Source organism: Pseudomonas sp. TH07 (assembly GCF_016651285.1).
Classification (GTDB): domain Bacteria; phylum Pseudomonadota; class Gammaproteobacteria; order Pseudomonadales; family Pseudomonadaceae; genus Aquipseudomonas.
In genome coordinates this window covers 6,181,664-6,200,397 of record NZ_JAEKED010000001.1, presented here as the reverse complement: position 1 = coordinate 6,200,397, position 18,734 = coordinate 6,181,664, and the positions used below count along the sequence as shown (strand labels likewise).

14 protein-coding genes are annotated in these 18,734 nt (G+C 65.8%); 9 read left to right on the top strand and 5 right to left on the bottom strand.

The window, feature by feature from the left end; genetic code table 11:
• Positions 1–987 precede the first annotated feature (987 nt).
• A complete protein-coding gene (locus tag JFU57_RS28290; protein WP_201131571.1) occupies positions 988–2,316 on the top strand; it encodes an MFS transporter in 1,329 nt (442 codons plus the stop codon).
• Here JFU57_RS28290 and JFU57_RS28285 read toward each other — a convergent pair.
• Positions 2,313–3,209, bottom strand: a complete 897-nt coding sequence (locus tag JFU57_RS28285; protein ID WP_078468602.1) for a LysR family transcriptional regulator — start codon at positions 3,207–3,209, stop codon at positions 2,313–2,315. The genes JFU57_RS28290 and JFU57_RS28285 overlap by 4 nt on opposite strands.
• Before the next feature lie 126 nt (positions 3,210–3,335).
• On the opposite strand from JFU57_RS28285, the gene mdlC reads away from it, so the two are divergent.
• From mdlC to JFU57_RS28255, 6 genes are all read left to right on the top strand, one after another.
• Complete coding sequence (gene mdlC, locus JFU57_RS28280) at positions 3,336–4,922, top strand: benzoylformate decarboxylase (protein ID WP_201131570.1); 1,587 nt, start codon at positions 3,336–3,338, stop codon at positions 4,920–4,922.
• Positions 4,923–5,006: 84 nt separating this feature from the next.
• A complete protein-coding gene (locus JFU57_RS28275) occupies positions 5,007–6,398 on the top strand; it encodes an MFS transporter (protein ID WP_078468604.1) in 1,392 nt (463 codons plus the stop codon).
• Positions 6,399–6,423: 25 nt separating this feature from the next.
• The gene (locus tag JFU57_RS28270) at positions 6,424–7,359 is read left to right on the top strand and encodes a ketopantoate reductase family protein (RefSeq protein ID WP_201131569.1); all 936 of its coding nucleotides are present in this window, start codon (positions 6,424–6,426) and stop codon (positions 7,357–7,359) included.
• Between the two features lie 43 nt (positions 7,360–7,402).
• Positions 7,403–8,878, top strand: a complete 1,476-nt coding sequence (locus tag JFU57_RS28265) for an aldehyde dehydrogenase family protein (protein WP_201131568.1) — start codon at positions 7,403–7,405, stop codon at positions 8,876–8,878.
• Positions 8,879–8,996: 118 nt separating this feature from the next.
• Positions 8,997–10,250, top strand: a complete 1,254-nt coding sequence (locus JFU57_RS28260) for an OprD family porin (RefSeq protein ID WP_201131567.1) — start codon at positions 8,997–8,999, stop codon at positions 10,248–10,250.
• A gap of 126 nt (positions 10,251–10,376) precedes the next feature.
• A complete protein-coding gene (locus tag JFU57_RS28255) occupies positions 10,377–11,090 on the top strand; it encodes a GntR family transcriptional regulator (protein ID WP_078468608.1) in 714 nt (237 codons plus the stop codon).
• Positions 11,091–11,093: 3 nt separating this feature from the next.
• Here the strand turns inward: JFU57_RS28255 and JFU57_RS28250 are convergent, their stop codons facing one another.
• Positions 11,094–12,044, bottom strand: a complete 951-nt coding sequence (locus JFU57_RS28250) for a PDR/VanB family oxidoreductase (protein ID WP_201131566.1) — start codon at positions 12,042–12,044, stop codon at positions 11,094–11,096.
• 113 nt (positions 12,045–12,157) lie between these two features.
• Positions 12,158–13,216: an aromatic ring-hydroxylating oxygenase subunit alpha gene (locus JFU57_RS28245; RefSeq protein ID WP_201131565.1), complete on the bottom strand. Its 1,059-nt coding sequence runs from the start codon at positions 13,214–13,216 to the stop codon at positions 12,158–12,160.
• Between the two features lie 415 nt (positions 13,217–13,631).
• Here JFU57_RS28245 and JFU57_RS28240 point away from each other — a divergent pair, with 415 nt between their 5' ends.
• Positions 13,632–16,199, top strand: a complete 2,568-nt coding sequence (locus JFU57_RS28240; RefSeq protein WP_201131564.1) for a sensor domain-containing protein — start codon at positions 13,632–13,634, stop codon at positions 16,197–16,199.
• Between the two features lie 17 nt (positions 16,200–16,216).
• Here the strand turns inward: JFU57_RS28240 and JFU57_RS28235 are convergent, their stop codons facing one another.
• Both JFU57_RS28235 and JFU57_RS28230 read right to left on the bottom strand, forming a co-directional pair.
• Positions 16,217–16,852 carry a LysE family translocator gene (locus JFU57_RS28235; RefSeq protein WP_201132222.1) on the bottom strand — a complete coding sequence of 212 codons (636 nt, stop codon included), beginning with the start codon at positions 16,850–16,852 and terminating at the stop codon, positions 16,217–16,219.
• A gap of 80 nt (positions 16,853–16,932) precedes the next feature.
• Positions 16,933–17,781 (bottom strand): AraC family transcriptional regulator, encoded by an 849-nt coding sequence (locus JFU57_RS28230; RefSeq protein WP_078468613.1) that lies wholly within the window; start codon positions 17,779–17,781, stop codon positions 16,933–16,935.
• A gap of 184 nt (positions 17,782–17,965) precedes the next feature.
• Here JFU57_RS28230 and JFU57_RS28225 point away from each other — a divergent pair, with 184 nt between their 5' ends.
• Positions 17,966–18,733, top strand: a complete 768-nt coding sequence (locus JFU57_RS28225; RefSeq protein WP_020300684.1) for an AraC family transcriptional regulator — start codon at positions 17,966–17,968, stop codon at positions 18,731–18,733.
• Position 18,734 lies beyond the last annotated feature (1 nt).

Here is an 18,734-nt window from a genome sequence, read left to right as displayed (position 1 = left end):
TCCGTTGTTGCGGGAGTAGTGGATATAGGTTCCGCCCTTACGGCGGGTCACTTTCGAAAAGCGCGAAAGTAACCAAAGCGCTCTTGCCCCACCACTCGGTGCCTCGCTTCGGCTCGGCATGCCCGAACGAAGGCATTGATCCGTGGGCCGCCGCGATGGGCCATCCCTGGCCCAGCGCGGCTAACCCGGCGTCCTGCCGGGTTACCCACGGCTCACTGCCTGCGTTCGGCCAGCGTGGTTTAACGGGGCGCCCAGATCAAAAGCAAGAGCGAGGCGGCCCTCCGGCCGGCCTGGTTTCCTGGAGCCGCTGCCGTGGTGCGTAACCCTGTGGTGAGGGAGCTTGCTCCCGCTCGGCCGCGCAGCGGCCGCAAACCCAGAGCCCGCGATCGATCGGTAGAAATGAAGTTGCAGCCATTGGGGCGGCTACGCCACCCAGCGGGAGCAAGCTCCCTAGCCACAAACGCCCGCGGCATATCGGGATTCATCGCCAGGCATAGACCCCCTGTGGTGAGGGAGCTTGCTCCCGCTCGGCCGCGCAGCGGCCGCAAAACCTGTGTCCGCGATCTATCTGTAGGAATGAGGTTTTGGCCATTGGGTCGGCTTCACCAACCAGCGGGAGCAAGCTCCCTCGCCACTGGGGTGCTCAGCAGCCATGGCCGATAATCGCCCGTTAATGCAGGTGCGCTCGTAAATTCATAACTGATTGATTTATATATAAATTAAGTTTTTTTGTGGCTGATTCAAGTGCCTGTGACCGGCCTTTCCATTCAACCCAACTCTTGTTAATGGATCCATTAACGGTTTTATTAGCGGCCTGGCGATGGCAGGAGCCCTCCTGACCGTCCGCGATAAAAACTACAAAAAGGGTTTCGTCATGAATGGCTTATCAATGGCGCGCAACGGCCTGGGTTGCGTGCGCCTGTTGTCTGTGTGCAAACGTCTGCCTGTTATTTCGCCTCGGGTCGCGGCCGGTCTGGAGGTGCGTCCATGAGCCTCGATCTGAAACAGCGGGTCGATAACGGCCCCATGAGCCGCTTCCAGTGCCTGGCCATCGGCATCTGCATTGTGCTGAACATGATCGACGGCTTCGATGTGCTGGTGATGGCCTTTACCGCGGCCTCGGTCTCGGCCGAGTGGGGGCTCAATGGCGCGCAAATCGGCTTTCTGCTGAGTGCCGGGCTGTTTGGCATGGCCGCCGGTTCGTTGTTTATCGCGCCCTGGGCCGACCGCTTTGGGCGGCGCCCGCTGATTCTGTTCTGCCTGGCGCTGTCGGGGCTGGGCATGCTGCTTTCGGCCTTGAGCCAGACCCCGTTGCAACTGGCACTGCTGCGCGGCCTCACGGGGCTCGGCATCGGTGGCATCCTGGCCAGCAGCAACGTGATTGCCAGTGAGTACTCGAGCAAGCGCTGGCGCGGGTTGTCGGTGAGCCTGCAGTCCACCGGTTACGCCCTGGGCGCGACCCTGGGCGGGCTGCTGGCGGTGTGGTTGCTGACCCATTTCGGCTGGCGTTCGGTGTTCCTGTTTGGCGGCGCGGTGACCTGGCTGGTGATCCCGCTGGTGCTGCTGTGGCTGCCCGAATCCCTGGACTTTCTGCTGGCGCGGCGCCCGGCCAATGCCCTGGCACGCATCAACCGTCTGGCCCAGCGCCTGGACCAGGCGCCGCTGACCCAACTGCCGGCGCCGGTGCTCAAGGAGGCCGGGGCCCGCAGCGGTTTCGGCCAGTTGCTGGCCCCGGCCATGCGCCGCACCACCTTGCTGATCTGGCTGCTGTTTTTCCTGGTGATGTTCGGTTTCTACTTCGTCATGAGTTGGACCCCGAAACTGCTGGTGGCTGCCGGGCTCTCGGCGCAACAGGGGATCACTGGCGGGGTGCTGCTCAGCGTCGGCGGAATCTTCGGTGCGGCGCTGATCGGCGGCCTGGCCTCGCGCTGGCCACTGACCCGGGTGCTGTCGCTGTTTATGCTGATCACCGCCGGGTTGCTGGTGCTGTTTGTCGGCAGCGGCTCGTCGATCGCCGCGGCCCTGGGCCTGGGGTTGTTGATCGGGCTGTTTTCCAATGGCTGCGTAGCCGGGCTCTACGCGCTGTCGCCGGTGGTGTATGACGCCTCGGTGCGCGCCACGGGGGTGGGTTGGGGCATCGGCATTGGGCGCATCGGCGCGATCCTGTCGCCGACCGTGGCCGGCTTCCTGCTCGATGGCGGCTGGCAGCCGCTGCACCTGTACGGGGTGTTCGCCAGCGTGTTTGTTCTGGCTGCCGGGTGCCTGTTGCTGCTCAAGCCCGGGGCGCAACCGAGCCCCGCGCCAGTCGCTGCCTAGGCCTGGCCGCTGATGATCGCCTCGGCGATGGTCGCGCAGAACCAGCGCAGGGCGGCCGAGCTGTCGCTGTTGGTGTGCCAGTGCAGCGAGACATCGAACTCGGCCACCTGGAACGGCAATTCAAGCATCTGCAGGCCGCCCTCGTGAATGAACAGGCGGGCGATCTGCGCCGGAAGCACGGCCAGCAGGTCGGTGCCGGGGATGATCTTGGGCAGCACTGAAAAGTGCGGCACATGCAGGCTGATCCGGCGCTCCACGTTCATGTTTTTCAGCACGTCTTCAACACTGCCGTGACCGGTGGTGCGAGTCACGGTGACGTGCCGTTCGCCAAGGAACTGTTCCAGGCTCAAGTGCCGGCCGATGCGCGGGTGGCTGGCGCTGAGCAGGCAGGCGTAGCGTTCGTGCATCAGCACCTGGCTGCGGGTGCCGGGCACCGGGTGGCGGCAGATGGCGGCGTCGATCTTGCCGCTGGCCAGCCACTCGCCGACCTGGTCCACCTGCAATGGCAGCACCTCGACTTCGGCCAGGGGCGCGTCCCGGTTCAGGCGCGCCAGGATCAAGGGCAGAAAGCCCATTTCGCCGAGGTCGGAGAGGGCAATGCGAAAGCGCCGTTCGGTGCTGGCCGGGTCGAACTGGCGGGTGCTTTGCACCGCGCTTTCGATGCGGGTCAGGCAGTCCCGCAGATTGGGGTACAGCTGTTCGGCGACAAAGGTCGGCTGGATGCCGTCGCGGGTGCGGCTGAACAGTTTGTCGTCGAGCAGTTCGCGCAGGCGGGCCAGGCCGTAGCTGACCGAGGGTTGGGTGACGAACAGGCGCTCGGCGGCCAGGGTCACGCTGCGGGCTTCGTAGAGGGTGACGAAGGTGCGGATCAGGTTCAGGTCGATGTGGCTCATGGTGCCTCGGACTGTCGATCTTGATATAGACCGTTCTTATTTTAGATAGAGATAGTATCGATTTGATCAATTGCGTGGCGGCTGCAAGAGTAACTCAAAATCTAAAAACCAGCGGCAAGGGTCCCTATGAAAACCGTTCACTCTGCGTCCTACGACATTCTTCGCGAGCAAGGCCTGACCACCATTTTCGGCAATCCCGGTTCCAATGAACTGCCGTTCCTCAAGGGCTTCCCCGAGGACTTTCGCTACATCCTCGGTCTGCACGAAGGCGCGGTGGTGGGCATGGCCGACGGCTTTGCCCTGGCCACCGGCCAGCCCACCTTCGTCAACCTGCATGCCGCCGCCGGCACCGGCAACGGCATGGGCGCGCTGACCAACGCCTGGTACTCCCACAGCCCGCTGGTGATCACTGCCGGCCAGCAGGTGCGCTCGATGATTGGTGTCGAGGCGATGCTGGCCAATGTCGATGCCGCGCAGTTGCCCAAACCCCTGGTCAAGTGGAGCCACGAACCGGCCTCGGCCCAGGACGTGCCGCGCACCCTGAGCCAGGCGATCCACATGGCCAGCCTGGCGCCACGGGGGCCGGTGTATGTGTCGATTCCCTATGACGATTGGGCCTGTGAAGCCCCGGCCGGGGTCGAGCACCTGGCGCGGCGCCAGGTGCTCAGCGCCGGCTTGCCGTCGCCGGCGCAGTTGCAGCAACTGGGCGAGCGCCTGTCGGCGGCGCGCAACCCGGTGCTGGTGCTGGGGCCGGATGTCGATGGCAGCCGCAGCAACGGTCTGGCGGTGCAGCTCGCGGAAAAGCTGCGGATGCCGGCCTGGGTTGCGCCCTCGGCTTCCCGTTGCCCGTTCCCGACCCGCCACCCCTGTTTCCGTGGGGTGTTGCCGGCAGCGATCGCCGGCATCAGCCGCAGCCTGGCCGAGCATGACCTGATCCTGGTGGTGGGGGCCCCGGTGTTCCGTTATCACCAGTTCGCTCCCGGCGCCTACCTGCCGGCCGGCGCCGAGCTGGTGCACATCACCTGCGACCCCGGCGAAGCAGCGCGGGCGCCCATGGGCGACGCCCTGGTGGCGGACATCGCCCTGACCCTCGAAGCCCTGGTGGGCGTGGTTCGCCAGAGCGAGCGGCCGCTGCCCGAGGCCTTGCCGCGGCCGGCGACGATCATCGAGGAGGGCGGCCTGCTGCGCCCGGAAACCGTGTTCGACCTGATCGATCAACTGGCGCCCAAGGACACGATCTACGTCAAGGAGTCCACCTCCACCGTCGGTGCCTTCTGGCAGCGGGTCGAGATGCGCGAGCCCGGCAGTTACTTCTTCCCGGCCGCCGGTGGCCTGGGCTTCGGCCTGCCGGCCGCGGTCGGCGTGCAACTGGCGACGCCCGAGCGGCGGGTAGTGGCGATCATCGGCGACGGCTCGGCCAACTACGGCATCACCGCGTTGTGGACCGCCGCGCAGTACGGGATTCCGGTGGTGTTCATCATCCTCAAGAACGGCACCTACGGCGCCTTGCGCTGGTTCGCCGACGTGCTGGGGGTCAGCGACGCCCCGGGGCTGGATGTACCGGGCCTGGATTTCTGCGCCATCGGCCAGGGCTACGGCGTGCATTCGCTGCAGGCCAACACCGCCGTGGAGTTTGCCGCAGCCTTCAGCGAAGCCCTGGCGGGCCAGCGCCCGGTGTTGATCGAGGTGCCGACGCTGACCATCGAACCCTGAGGCAAGACCCCGCGCCGGGCTCGTTCCCGGCGTTGCCAGCCGCGCTCGGCGCGGCACTACAACAACAATAAAAAAGAGGTGGTTATGAACAAGACTGAGGTCATTGACGTGACGACGAGCGTGCCGCGGTCGCCGCGTGCCGGTTCGGGCAATGCCGATATCGGGTCCCTGCTCGATGAGGGCCCCTTTACCCGGATGCAAAAGCTGGTGGTGCTGCTGGCGGCGCTGTCCATCGTGCTGGACGGTTTCGACGGACAACTGATCGGGTTCGCGATCCCGATGATGATCAAGGAGTGGGGCGTTACCCGCGAGGCCTTTGCCCCGGTGGTGGCGGCCGGGCTGATCGGCATGGGCATCGGCAGCGCCTGCGCCGGTCTGTTCGCCGACCGTTTCGGGCGGCGCATGGCGGTGATCATGAGTGTGTTCGTGTTCGGCGCCGCGACCTGCGCCATCGGCCTGGCGCCGGATGCGCTGACGGTGGCGATCCTGCGCTTTGTCGCCGGCCTGGGGATCGGTGGCGCGCTGCCCAGCGCCACCACCGTGACCGCTGAATTCACCCCGGCACGCCGGCGCACGCTGGCGGTGACCGCGACCATTGTCTGCGTGCCCCTGGGCGGGATGCTGGCAGGGTTTTTCGCCTCCCATGTGTTGCCGGTCTATGGCTGGCGCACGCTGTTTTTCGTCGGTGGCAGCTTGCCCATCGTGCTTGGGTTTGTGCTGCTGGCGGCGCTGCCGGAGTCGCCACGCTTCCTGGCGCGGCGGCCACAGCGCTGGGGCGAGTTGAACACCCTGCTGGGACGCATGGGGCGGCCGATGGCCGAGGGCGTGCGCTACACCGATGCCCTGGAGCAGGCCAGCGAAAAACGCGACGGCTTCCGCGCCTTGTTTGCCCTCGGTTACGGGCGAGACACGGTGTTGGTCTGGGTGGCGTTCTTCATGTGCCTGACCGCGGTCTACAGCGCCTTCAGTTGGTTGCCGACCATGCTGATGGCCGAAGGCTTGCCGACCTCGGTCGCCGGTTCGGGCCTGACCGCCTACAACCTGGGTGGGGTGATCGGGGCCCTGGTGTGTGCCGTGGCGATGACCCGCTGGGGCTCGTTCTGGCCGCTGGTGATTTGCTGCGCGGGCGGCGCGGTCAGTGCCTTCGCCATGCAATGGGTGGACATCAATCAGAACACCAGCCTGCTGATCTTCGGCTTCGGTGTGCATGGCCTGTTCGTGAACGCCGTGCAGTCGACCCTGTATGCGCTCTGCGCCTTTATCTATCCCACCAACGTGCGTGCCACCGGCACCGCATCGGCCCTGGCCTTTGGGCGCATGGGGGCGATCCTCAGTGCGTTTGCCGGCGCGACCATCATCACCCAGGGCGGCGCCGGGGGTTACCTGACGCTGCTGGGCTCGGTGATGGTGATGGCGCTGATCGCCCTGTTGCTGGTGCGCCGGCATATTCCCCGGCGGGTGCCGGGCCGGCCATGAGCACTCATTCTGAAACGGAGGTTCGATGAATATTTCCATTCTCGGGGCAGGGGCCATGGGCTCCCTGTTCGGCGGCCTGCTGGCGCAGAGCGGGCAGCAGGTCACCCTGCTGGACATCAACGACGCGCACCTGCACGCCATCCGCCGCGAGGGTTTGCGCCTGGAGACCGACAACGGCGACCGGCGCGTCAGCGGCCTGGTCGCCTGCCGCCCGGAGCAGGCGTCGGGCCAGCCCGATCTGTTGCTGGTGTTCACCAAGAGCCAGCACACCGACAGCGCGCTGCGCGGCATTGCCGGGCATATCGGCGCCCAGACCCGGGTGCTGACCGTGCAGAACGGCCTGGGCAACGCCGAAGCTCTGTGCCGCCACGTCGCCCCGGAGCAGGTGCTGATCGGCATGACCAATTGGCCGGCGGACATGGTCGGCCCGGGCCACGTGCGCTCCCATGGCCAGGGCATGGTCCGGGTGTGGTCGGCGGACGGCGTCGAGCGCCCGGCCAATGCCGAGGTGGCGGCGGTGCTCGAGGGTGCGGGCTTGAACTGCGCGCCGGACCCCGAGGTGTGGACCTCGATCTGGGAGAAGGTTGCCTTCAATGCGGCCTTGAACAGCCTCTGCGCAGTGACCGGCTGCACCGTGGGCCAGTTGGATGGTGCCTCTGAAGGTGTCGAACTGGCGCGCGCGATCGTGCTGGAGGTGCTGGCGGTTGCGCAGTCGGCGGGGGTGGCGACTGATACCCAGCGTTGCCTGGACAGCGTGGCCTACGCCATCGCCCATCACCGCACGCACCAGCCGTCGATGTTGCAAGACGTGCTGGCCGGGCGCTCGACCGAGATCGGCGCGATCAACGGCGAGGTGCTGGCCCGGGCGCGTCAGGCCGGCGTCGCCGTGCCCCATACCGCCACCCTGCTGGGGCTGGTGCGGCTGATCGAGGCGCGAGCCTCGGGCGCCGTGCACGAATGACCGCCGCAGCGAATTTACCCATTCTGTTTCCAGGAGACGTGACATGAGCAATTCCCCAGCCGTTTACGCTGATCTGCACCTGCAACCCATCGCCGCCCAATGGCGCGCCGGCGCCGGGGGTAAAACCCTGGCGGTGAGCAACCCGTACGACGCTTCGCTGTTGCTGGAGATTCCCCAGGCCAACCGCGCCGACCTCGACGCCGCCTACCGCAAGGCTGCCGAAGTCCAGCCGCAGTGGGCAGCGCTCGGGCCGTCGGCACGGGCGGCGGTGCTGCATCAGGTGGTGGCGGTGTTCGACCGGCGCCGAGAGGAAATCATAGACTGGATCATTCGCGAGTCCGGCAGCACCCGGCTCAAGGCCCAGTTGGAATGGGGCGCGGCGCGGGCGATTGCCCTGGAGTCGGCGTCGTTTCCGGCGCGGGTCCACGGGCGCATCGTCGAGTCCGATGTGCCGGGCAAGGAAAGCCGGGTCTACCGCAGCGCCCTGGGGGTGGTGGGGGTCATCAGCCCGTGGAACTTCCCGCTGCACCTGACCCAGCGCTCCATCGCCCCGGCCCTGGCCCTGGGCAACGCGGTGGTGGTCAAGCCGGCCAGCGACACTCCGGTGTGCGGCGGCCTGTTGCTGGCGCGGATATTCGAAGAGGCCGGATTGCCGGCCGGGGTGCTGAGCGTGGTGGTGGGGGCCGGCAGCGAGATTGGCGATGCCTTTGTCGAGCACCCGGTGCCGTCGTTGATCACCTTTACCGGGTCGACTCCGGTGGGGCGCGGTATCGGCCGCATCGCCAGCGGCGGCGAGCACCTCAAGCACGTGGCCCTGGAACTGGGCGGCAACAGCCCGTTCGTGGTCCTGGCCGACGCTGACCTGGAGCACGCGGTGAATGCAGCGGTGTTTGGCAAGTTCCTGCACCAGGGGCAGATCTGCATGGCGGTCAACCGCATCATCATCGACGACAGCCTGTATCCGGCGTTTGCCGAGCGCTTCGTGGAGCGGGTCAAGGGGCTCAAGGTCGGTGATCCGAATCTGCAGGACACGGTAATCGGCCCGGTGATCAACCCCCGTCAGTTGCAGGGCCTGCAAGAGAAAATCCGTCTGGCCCGGGCCGAGGGCGCCGAGCCGCTGTACGAGGGCGGCGGCCAGGGCAACCTGCTGGCGCCTCATGTGTATGGCGAGGTCACGCAGGACATGGACCTGGCGCGCAACGAAATCTTCGGCCCGCTGGTGGGGCTGCTGCGCGCGCGGGATGAAGCCCATGCCCTGGAGTTGGCCAATGCCAGTGAGTTCGGGCTGTCCAGCGCGGTGTTCAGCGCCAGCCTGGAGCGCGCGGTGGGCTTTGCCCGGCAGATCCGCGCGGGCATGACCCATATCAACGACATCCCGGTGAACGATGAGGCCAACGCGCCCTTCGGCGGGGAAAAGAACTCGGGCCTGGGGCGCTTCAACGGCGACTGGGCCATCGACGAGTTCACCCGCGATCACTGGATCAGCGTGCAACACCAGCCGCGTCAGTATCCCTTTTGATGCGTTAGCCCACTGATTCAAGCCCGGTCCAGCCGGGCCTTTTTGCAGCCCTGTCGGGCGGGCCTTCGGCGGCCTGCCGGGGAGCGGCTGCGCCCATGAAAAACGGAGAACAATAAGAATGAGTACCCCATTGACCTTCACCCGTTCGCTGTTGGCGGCGGCCATGACCTCGGGCCTGTGCCTGCCGGTACTGGCAGCCGAAGACGGTGGTTTTTTCGAAGACGCCAAGACTGAACTGCTGCTGCGCAATTACTACTTCAACCGTGATTTTCGTGACTCGGGTGCACCCAAGAGCCAGGTCGAGGAGTGGGCCCAGGGTTTCATTCTCAAGTTCAGTTCCGGCTACACCCCGGGCACCGTGGGTTTTGGCCTGGACGCCATCGGCATGTTCGGCGTCAAGCTCGACAGCAGCCGCGCGGTCAGCGGTTCCGAGCTGTTGCCGGTGCATGATGATGGCAAGGCGGCGGACAACTTCGGGCGCGCCGGGGTGGCGGCGAAGATGCGCATCTCGGCCACGGAGTTGAAGGTCGGCGAATTGCTGCCGGACATCCCGCTGCTGCGCTACGACGACGGCCGCCTGCTGCCGCAGACCTTTCGCGGAGCCATGCTCGACTCGCGGGAGATCAGCGGCCTGGGCTTGCAGGCCGGGCAATACAAGGCGGTCAGCCTGCGCAACTCGTCGGACATGCAGGACCTCTCGGCCTGGGCCGCACCGGGGGTGACCTCGGATGCCTTCAACTATGTCGGCGCCGAGTATCGCTTCAATCAGCAGCGCACCCTGATCGGCGCCTGGCATTCACAGCTGGAAGACATCTACCAGCAAAGCTATTTCAACCTCGTGCACAAGCAGCCGGTGGGGGAGTGGGTGCTGGGGGCGAACCTGGGGTATTTCATCGACAAGGACGACGGCCGCGCGCGCATCGGCGAGGTGCAGAGCCGGACCGCCTATGCCTTGTTCTCGGCCAATACCGGTGGCCACACCCTGTACCTGGGCCTGCAGAAAGTCAGTGGCGACAGCCCGTGGATGTCGGTCTATGGCAGCAGTGGCCGGACCCTGGGCAACGATATGTTCAACGGCAACTTCAGCAACGCCGACGAGCGCTCGTGGCAGGCGCGCTACGACTACAACTTCGCCGCCGTGGGCGTGCCCGGGTTGCTGGCGATGGTGCGTTATGGCCATGGCGAAAATGCCACGACCAAGGTCGGCAGCAACGGCAAGGAATGGGAGCGCGACACCGAAGTCGGCTACACCTTCCAGAGCGGCAGCCTGAAAAGCCTCAGCCTGCGCCTGAACAACGCCACCAACCGCCGCAGCTTCAACAGCGATTTCGACCAGACCCGATTGATCGTCAGCTACCCGTTGTCCTTCTAATTCTGCAGCCGCTACCGCCAGGCTCGGGCCTGGCGGCAGCGGCTGCAGGACGCCGGTTGATCGCTTGCTGCCGCCGGCGCGAGGCTTGCGCTACTATGGCGGCCCGTCTTTTGTGGAAGTGCCTGGATGAGTAAGCCCGGTCAAATGGTGCTGGTAGCGCTGCGCAAGATGATCGCCTCGGGCGAGTTGGCGGCGGGTGAGCGGTTGATGGAGATTCCCACCGCCGAGCTGTTCGGCGTATCACGGATGCCGGTGCGCATGGCGTTTCGCACCCTGGAGCAGGAAGGCCTGCTGGTGCGTTTTGGCGGGCGTGGGTTCCAGGTGCGTTCGGTGAGTGCCGACGACATCGCCGGCGCGGTCGAGGTGCGTGGTGTGCTGGAAGGTTTGGCCGCGCGCCAGACTGCCGAGCGCGGCCTGTCTGAGTCTGCGCGGGCGACCTTGGAGTTGTGCCTGGCCCAGGGCGATCAGCTGTTCGACAAAGGCTATGTCACCGAAGACGACCTGGAGGCCTATCACGACCTCAACATGCGCTTTCACCAGGTGATCGTCGAAGGCAGCCACAACCCGGCCATCGCCGATGCCCTGGCGCGCAACGACCATCTGCCGTTCGCTTCGGTGACCGCCCTGGCGGTGGATCGCAATGACCTGGGCCGCGAATACCGGCGCTTCAATTACGCCCACATGCAGCACCATTCGGTGTTCGATGCCCTGGTCAATCGCCAGGGCGCGCGGGCCGAGGCGATCATGCGCGAGCACGCCAACGCTACCTTGCGCTACGCCGAGGTGTTCGGCGCGGCCACCAGCGACGAGCGGATGAAAGTCATTCTGCGGACGCAGTGACGCTCAGATATCCAGCACCAGCAGCGGGGTTTTCGAGCGTGAGCAGCACGGGGTGAACTGGTCGTTGAGGGCCTGTTCCTCCTCGGTCAGAAACAGATCGCGGTGCTCCGGCACACCTTCCAGCACCCGGGTCAGGCAGGTGCCGCAAATGCCCTGTTCGCAGGACATGGCAATCTCCACCCCATGCGCTTGCAGCACCTGCACCACGCTGCGATCGGCCGGTATTTCATAGACCTGGCCGGTGCTGCCGAGCTTCACCGAAAAACCTCCATCGTTGCTGCTGTCCACGGGCGCCGCGGCAAAGTATTCGCGGTGCAGGCACTCTTCGCGCCAACCCTGGGCGCGGGCGCTGTCCAGCACGTATTGCATGAAACCGCCGGGGCCGCAGACGTACAGATGCACATGCTCCGCCGGCCCGGCCAGGACCTTGGCGGCGTCGAGCGCAGTCTGCGGTTGCTCATCGAAATGCAGGAATACCCGCTCGGCAAACGGCGAATCCTTGAGGCGCTGGACGAATGCCGCGCGCTCGCTGGCGCGGGCGCAGTAATGCAGCTCGAAGTCGGCGCCGCTGTGGGCCAGGCGTTCGGCCATGCACAGGATCGGGGTGATGCCGATGCCCCCGGCGAACAGCAGGCTGCGCCTGGCTTCATGGACCAGGGGGAACAGGTTGCGCGGTTCGCTGATGCGCAACCGGCTGCCGACCTGGACCTGGGCATGCAGGCTGGCCGAACCGCCCCGTGAGGCCGGGTCCTTGAGCACGCCGATCAGGTAGCGATGGCGTTCTTCAGGGTGGTTGCACAGCGAGTACTGGCGCACCAGGCCATCGGGCAGGTGCACGTCGATATGGGCGCCGGCGCTGAAGGCGGGCAGGGGGCTGTCGTCGACACTGGCCAGCTCGTAGCTGCAGATGTCGAGGGCTTCGTTGTTGCGGGATACCACCAGCACGTCAATCATGTTCGGTCCTTGGAGTGTTGCCGCCAGGCAGGGGGCTCACTTCTGTTTATTCGTCACTGCGGCGCTGCAGGCAGGGGTGCGCGGGCGCGGCGGGCAAGGCCGCGCCCCAGGGCTTACTGGGCGCTGGCGATCAGCTGCGGTTCGGCGCTGCGTTCCTGGGCGATCAGGCGCTCCAGGACTCGGCGCGACTGCACGCCGCCGGCATCGATATTGAGCTTGAGCAGGTTGCGCGTCGGGTGCGCGAGCAGGTTCTGCTGCTGGCGTTCGAGCATCTCCAGGTCTTCGCTGAAGATCTTGCCCTGGCCTTCGCGGATGCTCGCGGTCAGCTCCTGGTCCTGGGGGTTGAAGTTGCGTGCCATGCCCCAGAAGTACCAGATCGAGGTGTCGGACTCGGGGGTGATGAAGTCGACGACGATGCTCGACGCCTTGTATTGCGGATCGGCGTGGTAGCCGCCCTTGCCGGCATGGGCCACGCCGACTTCGATCAGCACGTGGCTGGGCGGGGTGAAGCGGCAGATCTGCCAGCGGTCCACCGGCACGTCGTCGGCCAGGTTGTTGCCCCGCAGCGCCATGCGCCAGAACGGCGGGGCCATGATGTTTTCCATGTGCCGCGCCGTTACCACTTCATCGCCTTCGACCGTGGTCACCGGCGGCGCTTCGTCGATTTCCTTCTGGCCGATGCTGGAGGCGTGGACGTAGGTTTCGTGGGTCAGGTCCATCAGGTTGTCGATCATCAGGCGGTAGTCGCAACCGATATGAAACAGGCCGCCGCCGTAGGCCCAGTCGTCGCTGACCGCCCATTCCAGGTGGTGGATCAGCGCCGGGTCGGCCTGGGCCTGGTCACCGGGCCAGACCCAGATAAAACCGTAACGCTCGACCGCAGCAAAGGTCTTGTTGCACGGAAAGCCGCGTACCCGCTGCCCGGGCATGGCCACCGTCTTGCCGTCGCAGCCCATCACCAGGCCGTGGTAGCCGCACACCAGGTTGCCGTTTTCGACATACCCCAGCGACAGCGGCGCGCCGCGATGGGGGCAGAAATCTTCGATCGCGCTGATCTGTCCTTCCAGACCGCGATAAAAAACCATTTTTTCACCGCAAATCTGTCGGCCCAGGGGCTTGTCGGTGATTTCATCGGCGGTGCAGGCAACATACCAGGTGTTTTTGGGGTGCATGGGAGGTCTCCAGGCTACGGCTTGTTTTTATTTAATGGATCCATTAAAGATCGGCGGCCGGTGCCTGGTCAATCACTGTGCCGGCTGTGTATGGGTTTAATTGGGCGATTATCGGACGTTTGGATGTTGTTAATGGATCCACTGAGGTGTGCTTCTGACTACGACTAAAACTGGTGGTCTCCACCCTCAGGCGCTTTTCGAATTTGTCCGAATCGACTGAAAAGGGCCGCCGGTTCAGGATTTGCCGCCGTGGTCAGGGCCTGGCGTGCACTTGCCATTGGCCGTGACAACGAACAGCATCGCGAAAGCGCCGGTTTATCGTGGTTCGGGCCAGCTCGGTCTGCTGCCCAATAGTGGGTCGCGCCTGCATGAACTCGGCCGCGCGGAATGGATTTGCAGGAAAAGGAGCAGGGCAATGGTGTCTCAAGTTCACGTCGATGACGCTAGTTCGGTCAGCCACAACGCTTTGTTGGGCGCCCTGGATCGGGCCATGGCGATCGCCGAATTTTCCGCCGAAGGTATTTTGCTCAACGCCAACCCCAACTACCTGCTGCTGTTGGGCTACAGCCGCGACAACGCGCTGGGGCTGCATCACCGGTCCTTTTGCAAGGGGCTGTATGCCGACTCCGAGGCGTACCGCCTGTTTTGGGCGGGGCTGTTGGCCAGCCAGACGTTTTCCGGGATCTGCGAGCGCCGTCGCGGTGACGGCAGCACCTGCTGGCTGGAGGCGACCTACACGGCGATTCTCGATAAAGCCGGCAATGTGGAGCGGGTGGTCAAGGTCGCCACCGATATCAGCCTGCGCCACCAACGGGAAAGCGAACTGGCCGAGCACAACCGGCGCCTGTCCCTGGTGGCCGGGGCCACTGACTCCGGGGTGCTGATTGTCGGCGCGGACTGGCGGATCCAATACGTCAACAGCGGCTTCAGCCGCATGTTCGGCTGGCAGCAGGAGGACCTGGCCGAGCGCTCGCCCATCGAATTGCTGGCGGCCAACGCCAACGCCCACTACATCGACTATGTGCACCTCGAGCTGCTGGCTGGCCGCTCGGTGCGGCGCGAGGAAATCGTCGTCGGCAAATCCGGTCAGCGCTACTGGATCAATGTGGTGGCCAACCCGGTAATGGGGGAGGACGGGCGTCTGGTCAGCGTGGTCTCGGTGCTGACCGATATCACCCAGTCGAAGATGTATGAAGTGCTGCAGCACAACGCCCTGGAAGCCATGGCCAGCGAACAGCCGCTAGCCCAGGTGCTGGAGCTGATCTGCCGCGAGGTGGAGCGCATCGCACCGGAAGTGGCGGCCTCGATCCTGGAAGTCGACGAACATGGCTGCCTGCAATCGTTGGCCGCGCCGAGCCTGCCGGCGGCCTACAGCGCGGCGCTGTGCGGCGTGCCGATCGGGCCCAGCGTGGGCTCCTGCGGCACTGCGGCGTTTCGCAACGACGCGGTGCTGGTCACCGATATCGCCAACGACCCGCTGTGGGCCGACTACAAGCACCTGGCCCTGGATCTGGGGTATGTCGGCTGCTGGTCGACACCGATCCGTTCCAGCCAGGGGCGGGTGATCGGCACCTTCGCCTTTTACTTTCGTGAGGCCCTGGTGCCGGACCTGTTTCACCAGCAGATCGTCAATTCCTGCGTGCACCTGTGTGCCCTGGCCTTGCAGCGGGAACACGCGCGGGCACGGATTCGCCAGCTGGCGTTCTACGATGCCCTGACCGGCCTGCCCAACCGCAGCCTGCTGCAAGCCCGGGCCGACCAGGCGATCAGTGCGGCGCGGCGCGACAGCTCGCAGTTGGCGGTGCTGTTCGTCGATCTGGACCGCTTCAAGAAGGTCAACGATTCCCTGGGCCACCCGGCGGGGGATGAGCTGTTGCGGATCGTCGCCGGGCGCCTGGAGCGCGAGTCACGGGAGTCGGACATCGTCGGCCGGCTGTCGGGGGATGAGTTCGTATTGATCCTGCCCGATTGCGATTCGACCCAGGTCGCGGCCCAGGCCGAGCAACTGCTGCTGGCCCTGGGCGCGCCGTGCCTGGTGGACGGGGTGTCCGTGGCCTGCTCGGCGAGTATCGGCATCAGTGTGTTCCCCGGCGATGGCCGCGACATGGAGACCCTGCTGCGCCGCGCCGACATGGCCATGTACCAGGCCAAGTCGGGCGGCCGTGGCCAGTTGAGTTTCTTCAGCCATGAACTGAACCTGCTGGCCCAGGAGCGCCTGGCCCTGGAGACAGCCCTGCGCGAGGCCCTGCAGAACAACGGCTTGCGCCTGCATTACCAGCCGCAGATCGACCTCGCCAGCGGCCAGCTGTGTGGGGTCGAGGCCCTGGCCCGCTGGACCCACCCGCAGCTGGGGGAGATTTCCCCGGCGCGCTTTATTCCCCTGGCCGAGGAGTGCGGGCTGATTGCCGACCTCGGGCGCTGGGTACTGGCCCAGGCCTGTCGCCAGTTGAGTGACTGGCGGCGGCGGGCGCTGGCAATCCCCTCGGTGTCGATCAACCTGTCACCCACCAGTTTCCACAATCTGGACCTGCCGCGAATGATTGCCGACACCCTGGATCACCACGGACTGGTGCCCAGGGACCTGACCCTGGAGATCACCGAAGGCGTGCTGCTCGACACCAACCCCAGCACCCTGAAGACCATCGACGAAGTGCATGCCCAGGGCGTGCGCCTGTCGATGGACGACTTCGGCACCGGCTATTCGAGCCTGAGCTACCTGCGCCGGTTGCCCCTGAGCGAGCTCAAGCTCGACCGCAGTTTTGTCTCCGACCTTGAAGATGACAGCGCGGCCCGGGCCTTGAGTGCGGCGATCATGGGCATCGGCAAGAGCCTGAACCTGACGGTGGTGGCCGAAGGCGTGGAGACCGCTGGCCAGTGCCTGGTGCTCAAGGACCAGGGCTACTCGGTGGCCCAGGGTTACCTGTTTGCCCGGCCATTGGCGCCGGAGTCGCTGGAGGCCTGGCTGAGCGCGGCCATGGCCTGAGGGGCCCGGCGACTGGTTCAAAGGCGCAGGGCCAGGGCGCCGATAACGATCAGCGCCAGCAGGATCAGGATCGCCCCGCACACGCGTTCCAGCCACGGCAGCACCTGGGAGAAACGCCGCAGCACGCGTTGATTGCCGATGGCCAGGGCCACCAGCAAGTCCCACAGCAGCACGGCGGCGAACATCCACAGGCCGTAGAACAGCTTCCAGCCGGGCGAGGTGTCGGCACTGACCAGGGACGCCAGGCTCACGTAGAACAGGGCGTTCTTCGGGTTCAGCAGGCCTGACAGCAGGCCCATGCCCAGGCCGCGCCACCACTGGCCACGGCCACGGGTTGCCGGCGCACCCTCGGCGGCGACCGGGGCCAGGGCGCTGCTGCCGGCGTGCCGAATGAACATCCCGCCCATGTACAGCAGGTAGCCACAGCCGGCCAGTTGCAAGGTGATAAACACCGCGCTGTCGGCATGCAGCGCCGAGACCCCGGCAAATGCCGCAAGAATGAACACACCATTGGCCAGGGCGATACCCAGGCAGGCACCGGTGGCGGACTTCCAGCCAGCGGCCATGGACAGGCGCGCGACCAGGAAAAAATCCGGGCCGGGGGACAGCAACGCCAGGAAATGCGCGGCGGCGACCATCAGAAACTGCTGCAACATGGGCAAACTTCCAGGGACAGGGGGCGCCAGTGTGCGCAGCGGCCCCGAGCCCTGTATTGAAGAAAATTGCGCGCGGCTCAGCTGCGATACAGCCCTGGGGTCACCCCGACGTGGGCCTTGAACACGCGCTGGAAATGCGCCTGGTCGGCAAACCCCAGGCGGTAGGCAATCGACGCCATGCCCTGGCCTTCGCGCAGCCAGTGGCGCGCCTGGTTGATGCAGCGGTTGAGCTGATAGGCGTGGGGCGTCAGCCCGGTACTGGCACGAAAGGCCCGGATCAACTGGTAGCGGCTCATCCCGGCCATGGCTGCCAGTTCGGCCAGGGGCAGCAGGCTGTGGTTGTCGTGCTGCAAGAAGGCCATGAGCCGCTTCAGCTCGCCGCTGGCCAGCGCAGGGTTGGCGGCGATGTCGATCCGCTGCGCGGCGCCATCGTGATCGCCGATGAATTCGATCAGCGCGGCGTCTTTTTCAGCGCTGCCCGCAGCAGAAAACAACAGCCGATTGAGTTGGCAGAAGCGCTGGTAGAGTGCCGGGTCGTGGCTGATCAGCACCGGTTCGGGGGCGCTGTCCCCGGCGTGGGTTTCGGCCCTGAGGGCTGCCAGCCACTGCGCATCCAGGTGCAGCATCTGATAGCTCCAGGCGGTCTCCGGCAGCGGGTTGCAGGCGTGCACGCAGCCGGCGGGGACAAACACCAGGCTGGCGCTGCGGATCAGCGTTGGGCCATCTGCCGCCCCGGTGAAGAGGCTGGCCCCCTGATCCACCGCGCCTATGGAGTAGGTCGGATGGCTGTGGGGCTTGTAGTTGGCGCGGCTGTGGCAGGCACGGCGGCTCTCGACATGGGGCAGCGCCGGGTCGCGCCAGAACTGGGCGATGGCGGTCTCGGGCGCGGCCCTGGGCGTAGCGGGGAGGTGAGCCGGTTGAGCCATGCGCGGAGGGGGTCCTGAAGTGTTGGAGCGGTGGGGCATGCTCTCATATTTTTGGCCTCGTACCAGGGGGCCTTGCGTCGCCTGGGTTGGCGCTATCGCACGAAACGCTGGGTTGTTATTCTGTTTTGGTCATTTTTGCCGTGGCCTTCGTGTCGCGTTCCCTGAACCCTGAGGCGTTTCCTGCATGTCCGATTCGGCGTTTGCCTCCTCTTATGAATGCGCGGCGATGCCGGTCACCGGCGTTGCGGTGGACTATCCCAATGGCCATGTGATCCCGGCCCACCGCCATGACCGGGCGCAGCTGCTGTATGCGATCGAAGGCGTGCTGGTGATCGAGACCCAGGCCGGGCGCTGGGTGGTGCCGCCCAGCCGTGGGGTGTGGCTGATGGCCGGGGTCGATCACACCGTGCGCATGCGCGGCGCGGCCCGCATGCGCAGCCTATTTATCAACCTCGATGCGATTGCGGGCCTGCCCCAGGGCGATTGTGTGATCGAGGTTTCGCCGCTGCTGCGCGAGCTGATCCTGGCCGCCACCGCGGTGCAGGAGCACTACCAGAGTGACAGCCGCGAAGGGCGGATCATGCGCTTGATACTCGATGAGCTGCGCTGGCTGCCGGTGCTGCCGTTCAACCTGCCCTGGCCTCAGGAACCGCGCATGCTGCGGGTCTGCCAGACCCTGGCCGCCGACCCCGCCGACAACAGCACCGCCGAACACTGGGCCGACCGCCTGGCGATGAGCGGCAAGACCTTTCACCGCCAGTTCCAGCGCGCCACCGGCATCACCTTCGGCCGCTGGCGGCAGCAGGCGCGGCTGCTGCTGTCCCTGGAATGCCTGGCCCAGGGTATGCCGATCGTGCAAGTGGCGTTGCAGCACGGTTACGACAGCCAGAGCGCCTTCGCGGCGGCCTTCAAGCGCCAGTTCGGGGTGCCGCCGTCGCTGTTCTACCGTTGAC

Coding starts and splice junctions, on each gene's coding strand:
- JFU57_RS28245 (WP_201131565.1), bottom strand. CDS start 13,216: ATGCACCCCAAAAACACCTGGTATGTTGCCTGCACCGCCGATGAAATC.
- JFU57_RS28225 (WP_020300684.1), top strand. CDS start 17,966: ATGTCCGATTCGGCGTTTGCCTCCTCTTATGAATGCGCGGCGATGCCG.
- JFU57_RS28260 (WP_201131567.1), top strand. CDS start 8,997: ATGAGTACCCCATTGACCTTCACCCGTTCGCTGTTGGCGGCGGCCATG.
- mdlC (WP_201131570.1), top strand. CDS start 3,336: ATGAAAACCGTTCACTCTGCGTCCTACGACATTCTTCGCGAGCAAGGC.
- JFU57_RS28255 (WP_078468608.1), top strand. CDS start 10,377: ATGAGTAAGCCCGGTCAAATGGTGCTGGTAGCGCTGCGCAAGATGATC.
- JFU57_RS28285 (WP_078468602.1), bottom strand. CDS start 3,209: ATGAGCCACATCGACCTGAACCTGATCCGCACCTTCGTCACCCTCTAC.
- JFU57_RS28250 (WP_201131566.1), bottom strand. CDS start 12,044: ATGATTGACGTGCTGGTGGTATCCCGCAACAACGAAGCCCTCGACATC.
- JFU57_RS28275 (WP_078468604.1), top strand. CDS start 5,007: ATGAACAAGACTGAGGTCATTGACGTGACGACGAGCGTGCCGCGGTCG.
- JFU57_RS28290 (WP_201131571.1), top strand. CDS start 988: ATGAGCCTCGATCTGAAACAGCGGGTCGATAACGGCCCCATGAGCCGC.
- JFU57_RS28240 (WP_201131564.1), top strand. CDS start 13,632: ATGGTGTCTCAAGTTCACGTCGATGACGCTAGTTCGGTCAGCCACAAC.
- JFU57_RS28270 (WP_201131569.1), top strand. CDS start 6,424: ATGAATATTTCCATTCTCGGGGCAGGGGCCATGGGCTCCCTGTTCGGC.
- JFU57_RS28230 (WP_078468613.1), bottom strand. CDS start 17,781: ATGGCTCAACCGGCTCACCTCCCCGCTACGCCCAGGGCCGCGCCCGAG.
- JFU57_RS28265 (WP_201131568.1), top strand. CDS start 7,403: ATGAGCAATTCCCCAGCCGTTTACGCTGATCTGCACCTGCAACCCATC.